Genomic DNA, 16,755 nt, shown 5'->3' with positions numbered 1-16,755 from the left:
TCAACTCTCAATTCTCAATTCTCCATTGAAATTCATACTTCATAATTGATAATTCATAATTGTTTAGACTTTTGTCTTGACAAACCGGACAAATGTCTGTATGTTTGGAAAAAGATTTTGAAAGATTACCATGGTACCCGAAATCTATTCCACAGAAAACGGAGATGAAGAAATGTTACTGATAAGAGACAGAATGGAGCTTTTCAGGGCTTCGGCAAAGGGGGTATCATCCTCCCTGATCCCAAAACTCCTTAAAATAACCGGCCTTCGTAAAGAAATTGTTGCCGCCATTCTTAGTATTTCAGTTAAAACCCTTGACCGTTATCTGGCCTCACCGGTTACCCTTACTCCTTCATCAAGTGAGCTCCTTATTAAAACGGTCACTCTCTATACACGGGGTGCTTCACTCTTCGGCTCACTTGAAAATTTCAGAGAGTGGATGTCAAAACCTGCTTTTGGTCTTCAGGGGCTGGTCCCGGTAACTCTGCTCACCACTGCCTCAGGCATAGACCTGATCTCTGAAGAACTCGGCCGCCTTGAAGCCGGCGATCTTGCCTGATTTTTATTAAAAATGGTAGTGTACAGAATTACAACTGCTCAATGGGCTGGCAGGCTCAGTCCGTCAGGATATGCAGCAAGGTGGAATCACGCAGGGGATTATGTCCTTTATGCCTCAGAACACCGCTCCCTTGCCTGTCTGGAAAACCTGATTCACCGGAGCGGAAATGCTTTTGCAGGGGAGTTTTTTATTACTGAAATCCTGATTCCTGATGAGGTTTCAGTTGAAGTACTGCCGGTACCCCTTGCGAATGCGATCTTTAATACCCATGAGTCTTTGCTGAAAACTGGTGAATTTGGACACCATTGGTACACCTCCGCCCGCAGCTGCATCCTGAAAGTCCCCTCGGTTCTGATCAGGCGGGAGCATAATTTTGTGATTAACACCCGCCATCCCTTATTTGCTGAAATTAAAACCGGTTTGATAGAACCCTTCCTCCTCGACCCCCGCTTTCATACTTCATAATTCATAATTCACAATTCATATTTCATACCTCATAATTCGTCCCTCATAATTCCCTAACTACTTTAGTCTCTTTTCCGTAAATTTCGTGATTATAATAAAAGTAATCCCCGAATTGCCCCGGTAACCCCGGGCAGGTAAATCCGGGCTGTATTTTTCGATTTTCAGGATAGTGAATGTTTAAGAGAGCAATTGTTTTACTCCCCCTTGCGCTGCTTTTCCTTACCGGATGTTCCGGTCTGAAGGAAACCGCCAATATGACCGCCGAAGAGCGGTTTGAGGTAGCTATGGAATACTTTAATGATGAAAGCTACGATCTGGCGATCAATGAGTTTGAAGCCATCATGCTGCAGTTCCCCGGAAGCGAGCGCTATGATGATTCCCAGTTTTATTTGGCGAAATCCCGCTTTGAAAGAAGAGAATATCTCCTCGGTGCAAGTGAGTTCAGCAAACTAATCCGTAATATTCCCGCGAGCAGTTTTGTTCCGGAATCCCAGTTTATGCTTGCCGAATGCTACTATCAGCTTTCGCCCCCCTTTTCGCTGGATCAGCGTTACAGCCGTAAAGCGATCGAAGAGCTGCAGGCTTTTATAGATTTTTTCCCCTCAGACCAGCGTGTTCCTGAGGCTGAAACCAGGATTAAAACCCTGACGGAAAAGCTTGCCGAAAAGGAATACAACAGCGCGTATATCTACGAAAAGATGGAGTATTACACCGCAGCCCTGCAGTATTATGCTGCCGTGGCTGAAATCTATCATGATACGAAATACGCTCCTATTGCATCTGCCGCGCGTATCCGTCTTCTTGCAGACCGTTCCCGCAATAAGGAAGCGCTTAAGGAAATCGAAAATTTTATAAAGCGTTATCCGGATGATGCGGCTCTGAAAGAGATGCTTGATCTTCAGGCAAAAATTGCCCCATCAGTTCTCTCGAGCAATTAGATGAAGGGAAAACTGATGAACCTTTCCGTTGTGACCATGACGGAACTGGTTCTGCCTCATCACACGAATACCCTCGGCAATCTGCTTGGCGGACAGCTGATGCACTGGATTGATATCTGTGCCGCGCTGGCCGCGCAGAAGCACTCCTCGCGCACCTGCGTGACCGCGTCGGTGGATAAAATTGACTTTCACCACCCGGTACGGCTTGGTGAAATTGTCACCCTGATTGCCTCGGTGAACCGGGTGTTCAACACCTCCATGGAGGTTGGTGTAAAGGTATATACCGAGTCATATATACAGGGAACAAAGACTCATTCCAATTCAGCATATCTTACCTTCGTCGGGGTTGACGGTGCCGGGAAACCGGTGCCTGCCATTCCGGTAATTCCCGAAACAGCAGAGGAGAAGCGCCGGTTCGATGAAGCGCTTGTCAGACGAGATGCCCGGCTTTCTGCCAGAAAACCTCTTTCATAAATTCTTTCTTCTGCTCCTGCCGGCGGAACTTCTGCTTTCACAGATTCCGGTCGGGGGATTCGTCCGTTATGACCGGCACGCGGTTCCTGCCGGATATACTTCCTTTGTTACGCTTAATTACAATGATGATGCTTATACCGATTTCCTTCTTTACGGCGGTGCCGGAAAGGATATGGATCTGGTAGCCGGATTCCGTGGCAATAAGCTGAAGCAGGAACGGAAAGTGCGCCCTTCGGTTAAAGCCGAATATATACTCAACTTCCGCGAAAAAGGGGTCCGCGGTGAATCTATCTTTCTCACTTCCCCCTCGATGCTCAGAAGCGAGTCGGCACTGATTACAGAAAGAGGAAATTATTCTCTGCGCCGTTCTTTCAGGCATACGGAGTATCCCCGCACCGTCTCATCTGAAGATATTAACGGTGACGGTCTGCCCGATCTTCTTCTTGCCGGTATTAATTACAGCGGAATGAGCATTTTTACGGCAAAAGGGAACAGTTATGAGGAAACCCGCCTGAATAAGGGAGAGTCTTTTGAGTATGCTCTTTTTGCCGATGTAAATCATGACGGACTTCCCGATATCCTTGCGTGGTCCCCTTTCCGCCAGTCGGTATATATCCTGACGAACAACCGCCGCGGTGCGTTCCGCTTTGAACGCAGCATGAGCACTGCTGCCGGTGTAAAGGGTCTTTACGCTTATGATATTAACCTCGACGGATACAATGATATACTTCTCCTTTTTGATGACAGGGTAACGGTGCTGTATGCTGAACCAACCGGGGCCTTTGTTCGTACTGCGGATGTTGCCGCAGGACACGGGGCTGCTAAAATGGTGATTGGTGACTATAACCGTGACGGACGAATTGACCTGGCGCTTCTGTACCTTCCGGCCGGTAAAGCTGCCGCGTTCTTTCAGAAAGAAGATGAAAAGTTTTCGGAACCTTTTACTCTCTATAACGGATCGGGTGTTACCGATATTACCAACTATTTCAGCCGCTTTATTGACGGTATTGCCCTGCTTGACTCGGCAGGCTATATACACACCGTCACCAGGACCGGTTCTCCGGGAGATGAACTGACTATGGTGAGCGGCGGACTCCCGGCTGTGCTCAGTACCTTTGATATGGGGAATAACGGTATAACTGATCTGGTCTGGTATGACCGGAATCTCTCCTCACTCCGCTTTTTGATGCGTGACGGAAGCGGCAGGCCTGCCGTGATATATACCCGTCCGGTTATGTCTGTCCCGGATAAAATTTTTGTCAGCGATGATGACCCCCGGGTGAAATCACTACTCCTCTGGAAGCATGGCTCCCGCTACCTGGAATTGGTGAGTGCGGATCTGGAATCTTTCAAAATAGCAAGGCACGATCTTTACCTTGACGGGAAAATTGAGGATGTCCGCTTCGTCTCGGGGGAACAGGAAACCGAGTTCGCGGTTATCACCAGCCGTGCCGGTACCTTCCGCTACCGCAGGTTTGCCTTTCGCGGAGGCAAGGCGGAACGGCTAATTGAAATTGAACTGGGAAGTGCCCTTGTGCATACCCTGATTGACAGGGAAGGCGGTGTTTACCTCTTTAAAAATACGGGGCTTATCACTACATTGGAATTCCGTAAATTAGGTACTGCTGAAACCGGCGTAACCCTCTTCAGAACGGAAAAAGGAAAGATTGACCCAAAATCCTTCTTCCTGATTCCGGCTGATGAAAAGGGAAATGAGGCTGTTTTTGGTCTGGTACGGAAAGATAATGAAGAAGTTTTTTTAGTAAGGAATTTGCGCGTAACATCGTATATAGACAATAAAAGAGGTGCTGACGCGGCACTTGATGCCCTGAGACAGGAATCGGAAATCACCCTCCGCAGGCGCGGCAGGGAGGTCTCCGTCTGGTTTCTCACTGCCGATCCGAGAGAATTGCTGAACCTCAGCTTTTCTGCCTCTGACGGGAGATCCACTTCACGGAAAATCAGGAGGGCGGATGATATCAGCGATTTTCTTGTGAGGAAACTGACCCGCAACAGAAGTTATCTGGTTACCGCCTCCGAAGACGGCAATATCAGGTTCAGAGGTTTGTGATCAGACTCCTTTTTCTTTTGATATATATGCTTTCCTTTCAGGTTATTGCCGGTGATGGTGCCGGTATATCCCTTGCCGCAAAAAAGGATTCCCTCAGCCGGATTCTCTCACACAGCTATGACGGTGAACCGGTTAAATGTGCGTTTGGTCTGGTGAATGAGGTCATCCTCGGGACCGCTGCCTCTGAAAGAAATCAGCAGAATCTTTCTCCGCTTCTATTCCGACCGGTGACTGATACCTCTGTAATTACTCCGCGCGGATTCTTTCGTGTGCATTACAATAAAAGCGGAAATGATGCCCCGGCATACAGCATTGAGGAACTGCTGCTTGCGGCAGACTCTTCGTATATATATGAAACAGCCTACCTCGGATTTCCCCCTCCTCCGTTTGACAACGGACAGGGAGGTGATTCGCTCTACGATATTTACATCCTGAACCTCGGCGGAGTGTATGGCTTTACGGAAATTGAAGATGAAATAGTCCCCGGTTCCCAGCGGTATACCAGCTATATTATGATGGATAATGACTTCCTGGGATTTTATACCACCGGCATCGAGGCAGCCCGCGTTACCGTGGCTCATGAAATTCATCATGGTATTCAGATAGGCAGCTATATCGTGCGCCAGCAGAACGGCGGTATCATTGATACCTGGTTTTATGAAATGACCTCCACCGCGATGGAGGAGTTTGTTTTTGATTCGGTGAACGACTACTACGGCTATCTGAATTCATTCTTTACCGGTGCCGACCGCTCCTTCGCTCAGAACTCCGGATATAACCTTGCCCACTGGAATATATATCTCCGTGACAGGCACAATGACCTGACCATGTTCACCGATCAGTGGACTCTGCTTAAGGACTTCCGCGCCCTTCAGGCGATTGAGTACAGTCTGACTGACCGGGGAAGTTCATTTAAGGAATCACTTCATGAATTCTCTGTCTGGTGTTATTTTACCAACTACCGCTTTAAAGCAGGATATTTTGAAGAGGGGATATCATACCCCGCCATGAAACCCCGGGTTACGGCAAACATGAACTCATCCCTTCTTTCCATGCAGTTCCTTCTGAAGCCCGCTTCGCTGAATTATATACAGACGGTAAATACACGCGGCGGACTGAGCGATACGCTGTTTATTATCTATGTGAACGGCGATGTCCGGCTCGGTATTGACAGCATGAACTCCCTTACAGCACTTTCCATGCTTCTCTCAGATTATAACGCAACCGGTTCAATAAAGCTTACTGATTATTATTACCTGAGAACGGAAACCCTGCAGCCCTTACTCTGGTCCTTTGGCGCTGTGCTGAATAATTTTTTGATCCCCTCCGGAGGCATAGGCGGTTATACCATGAAGGATGCATATCCATCCCCATTTATCTACAGCCGGCACCAGGGGGTTACTATTCCCCTAGAGCAGAACCGGATTTCCGGAGAACTGGATTTTGCGGTATATACCGCTTCGATGGATCTGGTCTGGTCTGAACTGGTACGGACTACCTTTGAGGGGCAGAATGTGGTGAAATGGAATCCGGTTCGGAACAGCAGGAATGAAAAACTCCCGTCGGGGGTATATCTTTACATCCTCCGCAGGGATGATTTTGTGCAGAAAGGAAAATTCACGGTTATACATGAGTAGCTATTCACTTTCAGTTTCGGGACTGACAAAAATATTCGGCAGACGATTAATTTTCAGGGGGATTGACATGGAAATAGCCGGACCAGGTATTTACGGTATATCCGGAATCAACGGTTCAGGGAAATCCACCTTTGTCAAGATTATTGCCGGACTTCTCACCCCCTCAAAAGGGATGGTTGAGCATAAACTCGGCGGGAAAAAAGCGGAGGATGAGGAACTCCCCGGTATCATTGGTCTTGCTTCCCCTTACCTGATGCTCTATGATGAGTTCACCGCGGAGGAAAATATTGACTTTTTTTCTAAGGTGCGCGGAGGTAATTTCAGCAGCGAAAGAATGAGGAATTTGTTTGAGTATTTCGGACTGACGGAGCGGAAAGACGATCTGCTGAAAACCTATTCCTCCGGCATGAAACAGAGGGTGAAATTCATCTTTGCCCTGCAGCATCAGCCGCAATTATTGATTCTTGATGAACCGGTATCCAATCTGGATATTGCCGGCAAAAACCAGATATATGACATGGTGCGCGAATACGCAAAAGATCACGTGGTGGTTGTTGCCTCTAATGAGGAAGGTGACCTGGCGCTCTGCTCCCGGGTGATATATCTTGGCGACTATAAAAACAACGGGAACGGGGAGGGAAGATGAAACAGGCAATAGCATTATTCCGCAAGGACCTGTCATCGGAAATCCGTACCCGTTACGCGATCAACTCTTTGCTGATGTTTATCATCGTTACGATAAGTGTGATACTCTACGCGATCGGTCAGGAAAAAATATCTGATTACCTGACCGGCGGACTCCTCTGGGTGATCGTATTTTTTACCGCAATGTCCGGTCTCTCCCGTACCTTCGTCTCCGAAGAAGAACGGGGAACAGTGATGGCTCTGCAGCTGAGTGCCACCCCTGATACGGTTCTTTCCGGAAAGTTTTTGTTCAACCTGGTGCTGATGTTCTCCATGAATATCATCATCCTGGTGTTATACAGCCTGCTTTTTGAGGCGTTCGTGCTGAAAAACCTCTCCCTGTTTCTGGCTGCCTATCTGCTTGGAAACATAGGAATTGCTTCAGCATCAACCGTAATCGCGGCAATTATCTCAAAAGCGGGCTCAAAAGGAACCCTGTACCCGGTACTGGCGTTCCCGATTCTCCTGCCGCTGATGCTGACTCTCATCGAAACAACAAAGATGTCCATGGATGGCACACCTTTTGATGAGTCTTTAGTAGAACTTGCCGTATTGGGCAGTTATAATGTCGTCATGATAGCAGCTTCCTATCTTTTGTTCGACATTATATGGAAGGATTAAAAGGGCTAATCACAAAAAAACAAAGAAAATGAAAAGCAACATTCTAAAAGTGTCTCTTTTCCTGCTGCTGGCGTTTGTAACCGTGGCAGGACTGGCATTTCCCATAGTTGAGAAACCGGCTCATTGGTATGAGTTTCCTCTCATTCCCGGACTGGAAGAGAATGCAAAAATCATCTTTTTCCACGTCCCCACAAGCTGGGTTTCTGTTATCGCATTCTTTATGTCCACAGTGTTCAGTATCATGTACCTGCGGAAAAAAAGAATTGAGGATGATTATAAAGCGTATACAGCCGCTCAGCTCGGCATGATTTTTACCATCCTGGCAACCGTAACCGGAGCCATCTGGGCAAAATTCGCCTGGGGTGCCTTCTGGAGCTGGGATCCGCGGCAGACTTCCATTTTTGCCCTGATGCTGATCTATGGTGCCTACTTTGCGCTCCGCTCGGCCATTGAGGATGATGAGAAACGCGCACGGCTCTCGTCGGTCTATTCAATTATCGCGTTTATTACCGTCCCTTTTTTCGTCTTCATTATGCCGAGAATTATGCGCGGACTCCACCCCGGCTCAGCCGATGACAGCCATTCCGGCCCGGTTGTGAATTTTAAAATGGATCAGAATATGCTTCTGATTTTTTACCTCTCCCTGCTCGGATTTACCATCCTCTACTGGTGGATGTGGTCCGTGGGACACCGCTCGCTCGCTTTAAAAGAAAAAGTACAGAAAAATTATAACTGAGGATTTAATGGAATTTTTATCACAGAATGCTATATATATCGTACTCATTATCGCCCTGATCGTATGGGCAGGAATCTTTGGCTATCTTTGGGTCATGGATAAGCGCCTGCAGGGTATTGAAAAGGAAATGAAAAAATAAACATCAGGAAGGACAACGATGAAAAAGAATAAATTCATGTTCGGCGGAATCATTGTGACCGTGTTTCTCGGTCTGATGATCTACCTCTTCACACAAAGTAATATCCAGTATGTGAGCAATTTCACTACCGTCATGGAAAAAGGACGCACCGTGAAAGCAACCGGCAGCTGGGTTAAGGAAAAGAACTATCAGATTGATAAACAGAATAAAACCTTTACCTTCTTCATGAAAGATGAAGCTGGTCAGGAGATGAAAGTGGTCTTTGACGGCACCATACCGAATAATTTTGAAGTGGCTACCAGTGTGGTGGTAACCGGTAAATATGAAAACGGTTACTTCCATGCAAAGGATATCCTTACCAAATGCCCTTCAAAATATGAGGAGCAGTATGAGGAAAAAGGCGGTGAACATCCGGAGAATGTGAAAATATGATCGGCAGTATTGTATTAACTCTTGCTCTTGCAATGAGTGTTTTTTCCATGGTGATGTATTTCTACACGTACCGCGGAGCAAAAAACACACTCGCTCTTGCCCGCCTCTCCTATCATGCGATGGCGATGCTGGTAATTATTGCATCCACCATTCTTCTCTATTTTATCCTGACACATCAGTATCAGTATAAATATGTTTACAGCTACTCGAGCAGCGATCTTCCCCTTGGCTACCTGATAGCCACTTTCTGGGCAGGTCAGGAAGGAAGCTTCATGCTGTGGCTGCTGCTTACGGCAATCATCGGTATCTTCCTTCAGTCCTATGCTTCGAGGATGGGTGACCTTGAACCCCGTCTGATGATGGTGTATGCACTGGCAACTTCATTCCTGCTCACCATGGTTTCCCCCATGCTGAAGAGCCCCTTTGCGTATCTCTGGACCGATCCGGTTTTTGTTGATATCAAAAATGTGAACCAGTCCATTTTTAGTATACAGGCACTGCAGGGATTCTTTTTCAGTGATCCCTCAAACGGAACAAATTTCCTGAAGATCAGTTCGGATATACTGCCGGTGCTTTCATCTCTTGGCATGTCCGTAAATGATGTGATTATTCAGGGAAAAGGGCTGAACCCTCTGCTGCAGAATTTCTGGATGCAGATTCATCCCCCGATTCTTTTTGTCGGTTTCGCTATGGGAACCGTCCCTTTTGCTTTTGCGATGGCGGCTCTTATTAAAAACGATTACCGCGACTGGGTACGCCAGTCATTCCCCTGGATTCTGGGAGGAGCAGGAGTTCTCGGACTCGGCATTATGCTCGGCGGCTACTGGGCTTACGGAATTCTCGGCTGGGGCGGTTACTGGGCATGGGACCCGGTTGAAAACTCAAGTCTGGTTCCCTGGCTGATAAGCGTTGCCGCAATTCACACCATGGTGGTGCAGCGGAAAGATCAGGGGAAAGACCCTAACCGCATCGGACGCTACGCAGTGACCAACCTCATTCTTTCGATGAGTATATACATCCTCGTTCTTTACAGCACATTCCTCACCCGCAGCGGTGTGCTTGGTGATGCTTCGGTTCATTCATTTGTTGATCCGGGCATGATTGTGTATCTCTTCCTGATTACCCTTATCGGCTCATTTGCAGCACTCGGGGCGGGAATGGTTATCTACCGCTGGAAAACCCTGAGTGCCGCGAACGCTGAGGCAAGAAGCGAAGAGGAACTCCTTTCGCGGGAACTTTCACTTTTTACTGCTGCCGTGGCAATGACTGCTTCAGCGATTATCGTCTTTACCGGAACATCGGCTCCCATATTCGGGCAGTCGGTGGATATTGTCTTTTATGATGATATGCACATCCCTCTTGCGATAATTATCATGTTCCTGAACGGCATGAGTCTGCTGCTGAAATGGAAAGCCACTAAAGGTGCAGAATTATTTAAGAAGCTGCGCTGGCCTGCGATACTTTCACTTGCGATCACAGCCGCAGTGATAATTTTCGGCGGTGTGACAAACATTATGATGATACTCATGACGCTGAGTTCTGCATTTGCACTTATCGTTAACGGAGAGATTGCTTACAAGATCTTTACCGGAAAACCGAAAATGGCAGGCGCGTATATAGCCCACATGGGTATTGCATTCTTTATACTTGGTGTGGTTGGTTCGGCCGGTCACAGTATTGAAAAGGATATTGATCTGCCGAAAGGACAGACGGTTGAAGTATTTGGCCATAAGCTTACCTTTACCGGCTATAACGGCATTGAAAACAATAAGAAATTTGCGTTTAATGTGGATGTCCTCAAGGGAGATGAAAAATATACCGTTTCCCCGGTGATGTATATCAGCGACTTTAATCAGGGACTGATGCGTGAGCCGGATATCCTGATGGGTCTCACAAAGGACCTTTATATATCACCGCTCGGATTTGAAGAGGCCGGGGCTGACCATGCGGAAGGTAATGAAATAACCCTTACCGTGGACGAAGAAACCCGGGTGCAGGGACTTAAAATCAAGTATGTTGATTTTGTAAAGCCTGACATGACCGCAATGATGGGAGGCGGTGACTTTGTGATGGGCGCAAAACTTTCCGTTGAAAAGGACGGACAGGTTTTTGCAATGGATGCTCTGATGAGGAGCACCGGCGGCAATGTAACTTTTGACGTGCTGGAGATACCCGGTTCCGATCTGAAGATACAGCTGAAAAAAGTTGACCCTGCCACAAAGAATGCTGACTTTGTGGTATCAGGCGGCAGCCATGACGGTCACAACCATGCAACGGGTGAAGTGCTGAGTGTAACCGCGAGCATTAAGCCCTATGTAAATCTGGTATGGCTCGGAGTAATTGTTATGACCGCGGGATTCTTCTTCTCGATGTTCCGCCGTCTTGACGAAACCGTCCCCTCAGGCAGCAGCGAAAACTAAAACTATCTGAAAAAAAAGCCCCGCAGATGCGGGGCTTTTTTGTTTTAAATATTCGTGGTGATTCGTGTTATTTGTGGCAGATTTCAATTTTTCATTTTTACTTGTTCATTGTACATCGCACATTGGTATATATTCATGTCATTCCCGGCAAAAATTCACAATTCATACTTCATAATTCATAATTACTTTCCCGTGTATTTCTGCACCGTCTTATGCATCAATGCAAACACATATCCCAGCCCGATACCAATAAGCGCGCCGCCGATAATGTCGGACGGGTAATGCAGTCCGAGATACACCCTTGATAAGGCTATCAGTCCCGCGGTAATAAAAAGCAGATACTTCAGGTTTGGATAGAGCCGGACAAAAAACATTGCCACCGCAAAATTGTTCAGTGCATGGTTTGAGGGGAAAGACCAGGTGCCGTTGCAGCCTAAAGGAGTGATAGCATCGCTTAGCGCCATGCAGGGCCTGGGCCGCTGAAAATATTCCTTCAGAATCCGGTAGCCGAGCTGATCGGATGCGACCACCAGCAGAAGCACAAAAAGAACAGCAAGCTTTCCCTTCTTCCCATCATTAAAAAAGAGAATTCCCAGAAGCACTGCGTAGGTGATATACCAGTTGTTTACATTGGTGATCAGGGAGAAAAACCTGGTGAAGGCCGCATTGGATATGGTATGGTTAAAAAAGTAAAATACCGCCAGGTCTATTGAGTAAAGAAAATCGGTCATGCTCTTGTTATACTATGGATGATTGAAGTTTTTACCGCGGAATGATGCCTGCTGCACTGCCCCTGCGGTCTAAAATTATTATATTTGCCGGGAAATATAGAAATAATTTGTTTATACTTGAGGGATGAAAAATAAAACGAATGCAACGGTAATCCAGTTCATCTATGACCAGGAAGAGCCGATTGAGAAAAAAAAGCAGCTCTATCTGAAGCAGCAGGCTGAGGAAAATCTCATCCTCCCCCTCAGAGTGATGTCCCTGCTCATTCTCCTTTCCGGTATCTTTGCAATGGTTTTTGAGGTGCGTTATTTTGCCGAACATTCCGTTCAGGTTTATATTGTCCGCCTGACAGCGACCCTCCTCTCCTTTGTTGTTCTTGCTGTTCTCTATTCCCGCCTGGCTCTTGCCAGGCCTGTTCTTCTGGTTCACGTCCTGCTGCTCACGATCGTTCTTTCGAGCGGATATATGATACTTCTCATCCCTTCAACGCTGGTGCTGAACAGTCAGATTGTCGGGCTGATGATCTTTACCTCCGCGCTTTTCCTGAGCTGGGATGTGCGTAATCAGATTATCACCGCGCTCTATTATTATCTGGTGTTCGCCGGTGCTATTCTTCTGAATGACCGGAGTATCTATTTCCTTCCCAATACATTTGAATCAGTTCTTTTTGTAGGCTTCATGGCATTCATCTCTGTTATCGGCAGCGCGGTTAACTTCCGGCTGAGAGGTGAACTGGCGGAAAAATCGGTCAGGGTGATTCTTTCCGAGCGCAAATTCCGCTCGATTATCGAACAGTCTGCCGAGGGAATATTCCAGACTTCACCAGAAGGAAAGTTTTTGACTGTTAATCCTGCACTGGCCCGCATTCTTGGTTACGGCTCTGAGCAGGAACTGATGGAGATGGAAAATATTGTAGAAATTTATGCCGACCCATTTGAACGCGCCGCGCTTATAAGCCAGGTGCTTGAGCAGAAAGAGGTGCGTGACTACCGGCTGAAACTTAAACGGAGGGACGGGGAAATTATAACCGTGCTCCTGAATGACCGGGTAGTGCAGGATGAGGTGGAACAGAGGTACTATTTTGAGGGAAGTCTGCGGGATATAACTGCTCAGGAAATGCTTGAACAGCAGCGTTCTGAAGCGGAAGCAAATCTCCTCCGTGAAAAAAACCGGGCAGATGAACTGGCCCGTGAAGCTCTTAAATCAGCTGAAATCAAAAGCCAGTTTTTGGCAAATATGAGCCATGAAATACGTACTCCGATCAATGGTATCCTTGGTTTTCTAGGTCTGGTGGAGAATAAATCCTACCGGAGTGAACAGGAACTGAAAGAATTTGTTTCCAGTGCTAAAAGCTCAGCGGAAACCCTTCTTGATCTGATTAACGATATCCTCGATTTCTCAAAGATTGAAGCGGGGAAAATGTTTCTGGAACAGAAACCCTTTCGCATTCAGAAGGTGCTGGCCGAAGCGGTTTCAATGGTGTCCCCCCGTGCAAATGAAAAGGGGCTGAAGATAGCAACACAGATTAAACAGAATACGACTGGTCAGCTGGTCGGCGATGCGGTGCGGCTCCGTCAGGTCTATGTAAATCTTCTCTCCAATGCGGTGAAGTTTACGCAGTCAGGGGGTATTAAAATCACCGTAAACATCGAAAAAATTGATGAGGATAACGTCCGCCTGACCAGTTCGGTAGCCGATAGCGGTATTGGCATTGATCCTGAAAAGCTGCCGCATCTTTTTCAGCCCTTCTCTCAGCTTGACGGCTCTTACGCAAGGAAGTTCGGCGGGACGGGACTTGGACTTGCCATCTGCCGCCAGATTCTTAATCTGATGAATGGCGGAATCCGTGCGGAAAGTGAAAAGGGGAAGGGAAGTACGTTCACCTTTTGGGCGATGATCGGCAGGAGGAATCAGCCGGCTGAAAAAGTAATAACGCACATTCTGCCTGGCGCTGAGGAGAAACCTTTGCAGCAGCGGGCTCTTACTTCGGTTGAAATCCGCTCGGAAGAATTACGGGTTCAGCGGGGCAAATACACCATCCTGCTCGCGGAAGATAATCCGGTAAATAAGAAAGTGGTGATGAGGGTTTTAACCGATTCCGGATTTAATGCGGATTCAGTCTCGAACGGTATCGAAGCGATTAATGCACTAGGAACCCCGGGCAAATATCATCTGATCCTGATGGATGTGCAGATGCCGGTGATGGATGGCCTGACTGCAACCGGAATGATACGTGAGCTGGAAAACTCTTACAGCCGCATCCCGGTAATTGCACTGACTGCGCATGCTCTTTCCGGTGACAGGGAAAAATGCATCTCGGCGGGAATGGATGATTATATAACCAAACCAATCCGCAATGATGAACTGATCAGTGCAATTGACCGTCATCTGAGGATTGATTATTCGAACCTGCTGGCCTCAGATCCGGAACCGGTAACAGCTCCCGAAGAGGAGAAAAATGGTACCATGATATTTGACCGGGTTCATTTTGGAGCAATCAGTCTTGACAATCCTGAATTCCAGAAAGACCTGATGCAGACTTTCATCCAGGACTGCGGCAGAAGAGTGGACAATCTTCATCAGGCGATTGAGGACCATAATCAGCCGGTGATCATTTCTGAAAGCCATACCATTAAGGGTTCAGCTTTCTCCATAGGGGCAATGCAGCTTGGCGAACTGGCAAAAGAGATTGAGGAACATGCCAGGGGAGATAATAATCTTGGTAAACTGACCGTCCTGGGAGAGAAGATCCGCACGGGATTCAGCCACCTTTCCCGTGAAGTCCGCGACATCATAGACTAAAAAATCCGCGAACTCCGCAAATCCCTTTAATCCGTCATCCATGCTCCGTATATTTGTACTCTGAATTTCTGATTTTGTGAATTATAGCGCCCTTCTGGTTCCTCGGATGAGACTTCATAATTCATAATTCATAATTGAAGATTACTAATTCCTAATTACTAACTACTAATTGATTAGATTGTATGGGCTCAACAACAGATTTCAAACCGGGACTGGTTATCAGGTGGAATAACGAACTTTGGACGATTGTGGAATTTCAGCATGTGAATCCCGGCAACTGGCGTGCCTTCGTGCGGGCAAAGCTGAAGAACATGAAATCGGGCAAGGTGATTGAAAACCGTTTCCGTGCAGGTGAAAGCATTGACACCGTGAGGGTGGAGCGGAAAGTCTGCCAGTTCCTCTATCGTGACGGAAATGATTTTGTGGTGATGGACAATGAAACCTACGATCAGTTCAATGTCTCGATTGACCTGATTGGTGAAGGTGAAAAGTATATGAAGGAAAGCACCAATATTGACATCCTTTTTGATGGTTCGGTAATTATTGCGATCGAACTGCCAATCTTCATGAATCTTAAAGTAACCGAAACCGTCCGCGGTGAGAAGGGGGATACCGTGAATAATGTTCAGAAGCCTGCAACCCTTGAAACCGGTGCGGTGATTAACGTCCCCCTCTTTGTTAACGAAGGAGACTTAATAAAAGTTGACACCCGCGACGGCAGTTACGTCGAACGTGTAAAAGCTTAACCCCAACAAAAAAGCCCCGCATAGCGGGGCTTTTTTTATTCTAATACATTACTAACTACTAATTTCTAATTCCTAATTAGTTTAGTTTAGTTCGCTGCCTGTATCTTCTCTCCGACTATTCCTCCGATATATGACGAAACCAGTCCTGCTGCCAGCGCAACGATAACCGTGGTGGTTGTCAGGTAATGGGTCTCAGGGTCGAGGGAAAGTTTGAAGATGTCAAGATTAAGAACTGTGGTGATGAATCCGGCAAGGGTAGCTTCCTTAACAGTAATGCCGGGGGATTTCCAGCCGATAACCAGACCGGTGATGAACAGGCCGAGCACCAGAGCCAGGAAGAAAGGAGTGTAAACAAGACCTGCGACCTTCAGAATCAGATTGGCGACAATCAGGCTGATCGTAATACCGAGTATAGTACCGGAGATAATCCATCCCCATTCAAGATATTCGCCAGGTTCCTCAGAGTTTTTCTTTTCGAACGTACCCTGGAATTTTTCTCCTGCCCATGCACCCGCGAAGGTGAGGATGATACCGTTAAAAATGACCAGAAGGATATTAGTCGTAAAAACATCCCCCTGAAGCATGCTGAAACATTTCAGTTCCATGGAAGAGAGGATTACATAACTGAGCGCGCCGACGGCTAGGGATGCTACTCCCGGCTCGGCAATGGTTTCCTCCTTTGAGACAAAGCCGACCAGAAGGCCGGAAATGATGAAGCCCGCTAACATCCCCATAAAGGGAAAGACGGGAGAGCGGAAGTCGGTGCCGCTCCACCAGGTGAGAAGAACGACAAAAGCAGTGCCGACAATAACCGAAATACCGGCGGATTTCACATCGAACGTCTTGGTCATAAAGCTCCTTGAAAATGAATGCGTAAAAAGGGTAAATAAACTGCCTAAAATTATCACATTGCCCCCTGTTTACCAAAACAAAAGTAGTGATTAGTTCTTGGTCCTGGGGCTTAGTTCTTGGTTCCTGGTTCCTGGTTCCTGGTTCCTGGTGCTTAGTTACTGATCCCTGATCCCTGGTCACCAGTCAGTGCCTAGTTCGCGGGATTAGTGGCAGAACTGTGTATTGTAAATTGATTGTCAATTCATATTTCATACTTCATACTTCATAATTCATAATTGTTTTATGTGTTTTCTGTCAAAATCGGTAAAATCATAATATTTTCTTAATTTCTGGAATTGCCGGAATTCTTTCAGATTGGTATATTGATATTTCAATTTTGAATAATAGGGCACAAAAATTACTTCTGCCGCCGCTGGAGGATCCAGGAACCGAAGGCGGGTTCATTACCCC

Annotated in this window: 16 protein-coding genes; 14 read left to right on the top strand and 2 right to left on the bottom strand. The window is 47.0% G+C overall.

What is annotated here, in order from left to right; translation table 11 throughout:
• Positions 1-172 precede the first annotated feature (172 nt).
• The 12 genes from HRU80_15635 to ccsA (HRU80_15580) all read left to right on the top strand — a co-directional run bounded on the left by HRU80_15635 (position 173) and on the right by ccsA (HRU80_15580) (position 11,176).
• Entirely contained in the window at positions 173-559 is a 387-nt protein-coding gene (locus tag HRU80_15635; protein QOJ30225.1) for a DUF2384 domain-containing protein, read from the top strand.
• Positions 560-571: 12 nt separating this feature from the next.
• Positions 572-1,024 (top strand): RES domain-containing protein, encoded by a 453-nt coding sequence (locus HRU80_15630; protein ID QOJ30224.1) that lies wholly within the window; start codon positions 572-574, stop codon positions 1,022-1,024.
• 173 nt (positions 1,025-1,197) lie between these two features.
• Positions 1,198-1,962, top strand: a complete 765-nt coding sequence (gene bamD / locus HRU80_15625; GenBank protein QOJ30223.1) for an outer membrane protein assembly factor BamD — start codon at positions 1,198-1,200, stop codon at positions 1,960-1,962.
• A complete protein-coding gene (locus HRU80_15620) occupies positions 1,963-2,436 on the top strand; it encodes an acyl-CoA thioesterase (GenBank protein QOJ30222.1) in 474 nt (157 codons plus the stop codon).
• The gene (locus HRU80_15615) at positions 2,381-4,507 is read left to right on the top strand and encodes a VCBS repeat-containing protein (GenBank protein ID QOJ30221.1); all 2,127 of its coding nucleotides are present in this window, start codon (positions 2,381-2,383) and stop codon (positions 4,505-4,507) included. Before HRU80_15620 ends, HRU80_15615 begins: the two co-directional genes overlap by 56 nt.
• Positions 4,504-6,144: a hypothetical protein gene (locus HRU80_15610; GenBank protein QOJ30220.1), complete on the top strand. Its 1,641-nt coding sequence runs from the start codon at positions 4,504-4,506 to the stop codon at positions 6,142-6,144. Before HRU80_15615 ends, HRU80_15610 begins: the two co-directional genes overlap by 4 nt.
• Positions 6,137-6,790 carry an ABC transporter ATP-binding protein gene (locus HRU80_15605; GenBank protein QOJ30219.1) on the top strand — a complete coding sequence of 218 codons (654 nt, stop codon included), beginning with the start codon at positions 6,137-6,139 and terminating at the stop codon, positions 6,788-6,790. Before HRU80_15610 ends, HRU80_15605 begins: the two co-directional genes overlap by 8 nt.
• Entirely contained in the window at positions 6,787-7,449 is a 663-nt protein-coding gene (locus HRU80_15600; protein QOJ30218.1) for a heme exporter protein CcmB, read from the top strand. The genes HRU80_15605 and HRU80_15600 overlap by 4 nt, the downstream gene beginning before the upstream one ends.
• Positions 7,450-7,477: 28 nt before the next feature.
• Positions 7,478-8,185, top strand: a complete 708-nt coding sequence (ccsA, locus tag HRU80_15595) for a cytochrome c biogenesis protein CcsA (protein ID QOJ30217.1) — start codon at positions 7,478-7,480, stop codon at positions 8,183-8,185.
• Positions 8,186-8,192: 7 nt separating this feature from the next.
• Positions 8,193-8,324 (top strand): CcmD family protein, encoded by a 132-nt coding sequence (locus HRU80_15590; protein ID QOJ30216.1) that lies wholly within the window; start codon positions 8,193-8,195, stop codon positions 8,322-8,324.
• 18 nt (positions 8,325-8,342) lie between these two features.
• The gene (locus HRU80_15585) at positions 8,343-8,756 is read left to right on the top strand and encodes a cytochrome c maturation protein CcmE (protein QOJ30215.1); all 414 of its coding nucleotides are present in this window, start codon (positions 8,343-8,345) and stop codon (positions 8,754-8,756) included.
• On the top strand, positions 8,753-11,176 hold the full coding sequence (gene ccsA / locus HRU80_15580) for a cytochrome c biogenesis protein CcsA (GenBank protein QOJ30214.1): 2,424 nt from the start codon (positions 8,753-8,755) through the stop codon (positions 11,174-11,176). Before HRU80_15585 ends, ccsA (HRU80_15580) begins: the two co-directional genes overlap by 4 nt.
• 182 nt (positions 11,177-11,358) lie before the next feature.
• On the opposite strand, the gene HRU80_15575 is transcribed toward ccsA (HRU80_15580), so the two are convergent.
• On the bottom strand, positions 11,359-11,907 hold the full coding sequence (locus tag HRU80_15575) for a phosphatase PAP2 family protein (GenBank protein ID QOJ30213.1): 549 nt from the start codon (positions 11,905-11,907) through the stop codon (positions 11,359-11,361).
• A gap of 124 nt (positions 11,908-12,031) precedes the next feature.
• Between HRU80_15575 and HRU80_15570 the strand changes: the two genes are divergently transcribed.
• Both HRU80_15570 and efp read left to right on the top strand, forming a co-directional pair.
• Entirely contained in the window at positions 12,032-14,707 is a 2,676-nt protein-coding gene (locus tag HRU80_15570) for a response regulator (GenBank protein QOJ30212.1), read from the top strand.
• Positions 14,708-14,889: 182 nt separating this feature from the next.
• Positions 14,890-15,453, top strand: coding sequence for an elongation factor P (efp, locus tag HRU80_15565; GenBank protein ID QOJ30211.1), 564 nt, complete (start codon positions 14,890-14,892; stop codon positions 15,451-15,453).
• A gap of 86 nt (positions 15,454-15,539) precedes the next feature.
• On the opposite strand, the gene HRU80_15560 is transcribed toward efp, so the two are convergent.
• Entirely contained in the window at positions 15,540-16,304 is a 765-nt protein-coding gene (locus tag HRU80_15560; protein ID QOJ30210.1) for a hypothetical protein, read from the bottom strand.
• Between the last annotated feature and the right edge of the window lie 451 nt (positions 16,305-16,755).

This window comes from Ignavibacteriales bacterium (genome assembly GCA_015709675.1).
GTDB lineage: Bacteria > Bacteroidota > Ignavibacteria > Ignavibacteriales > Ignavibacteriaceae > H2-BAC3.
This window is presented reverse-complemented; position numbering and strand designations above follow the sequence as displayed.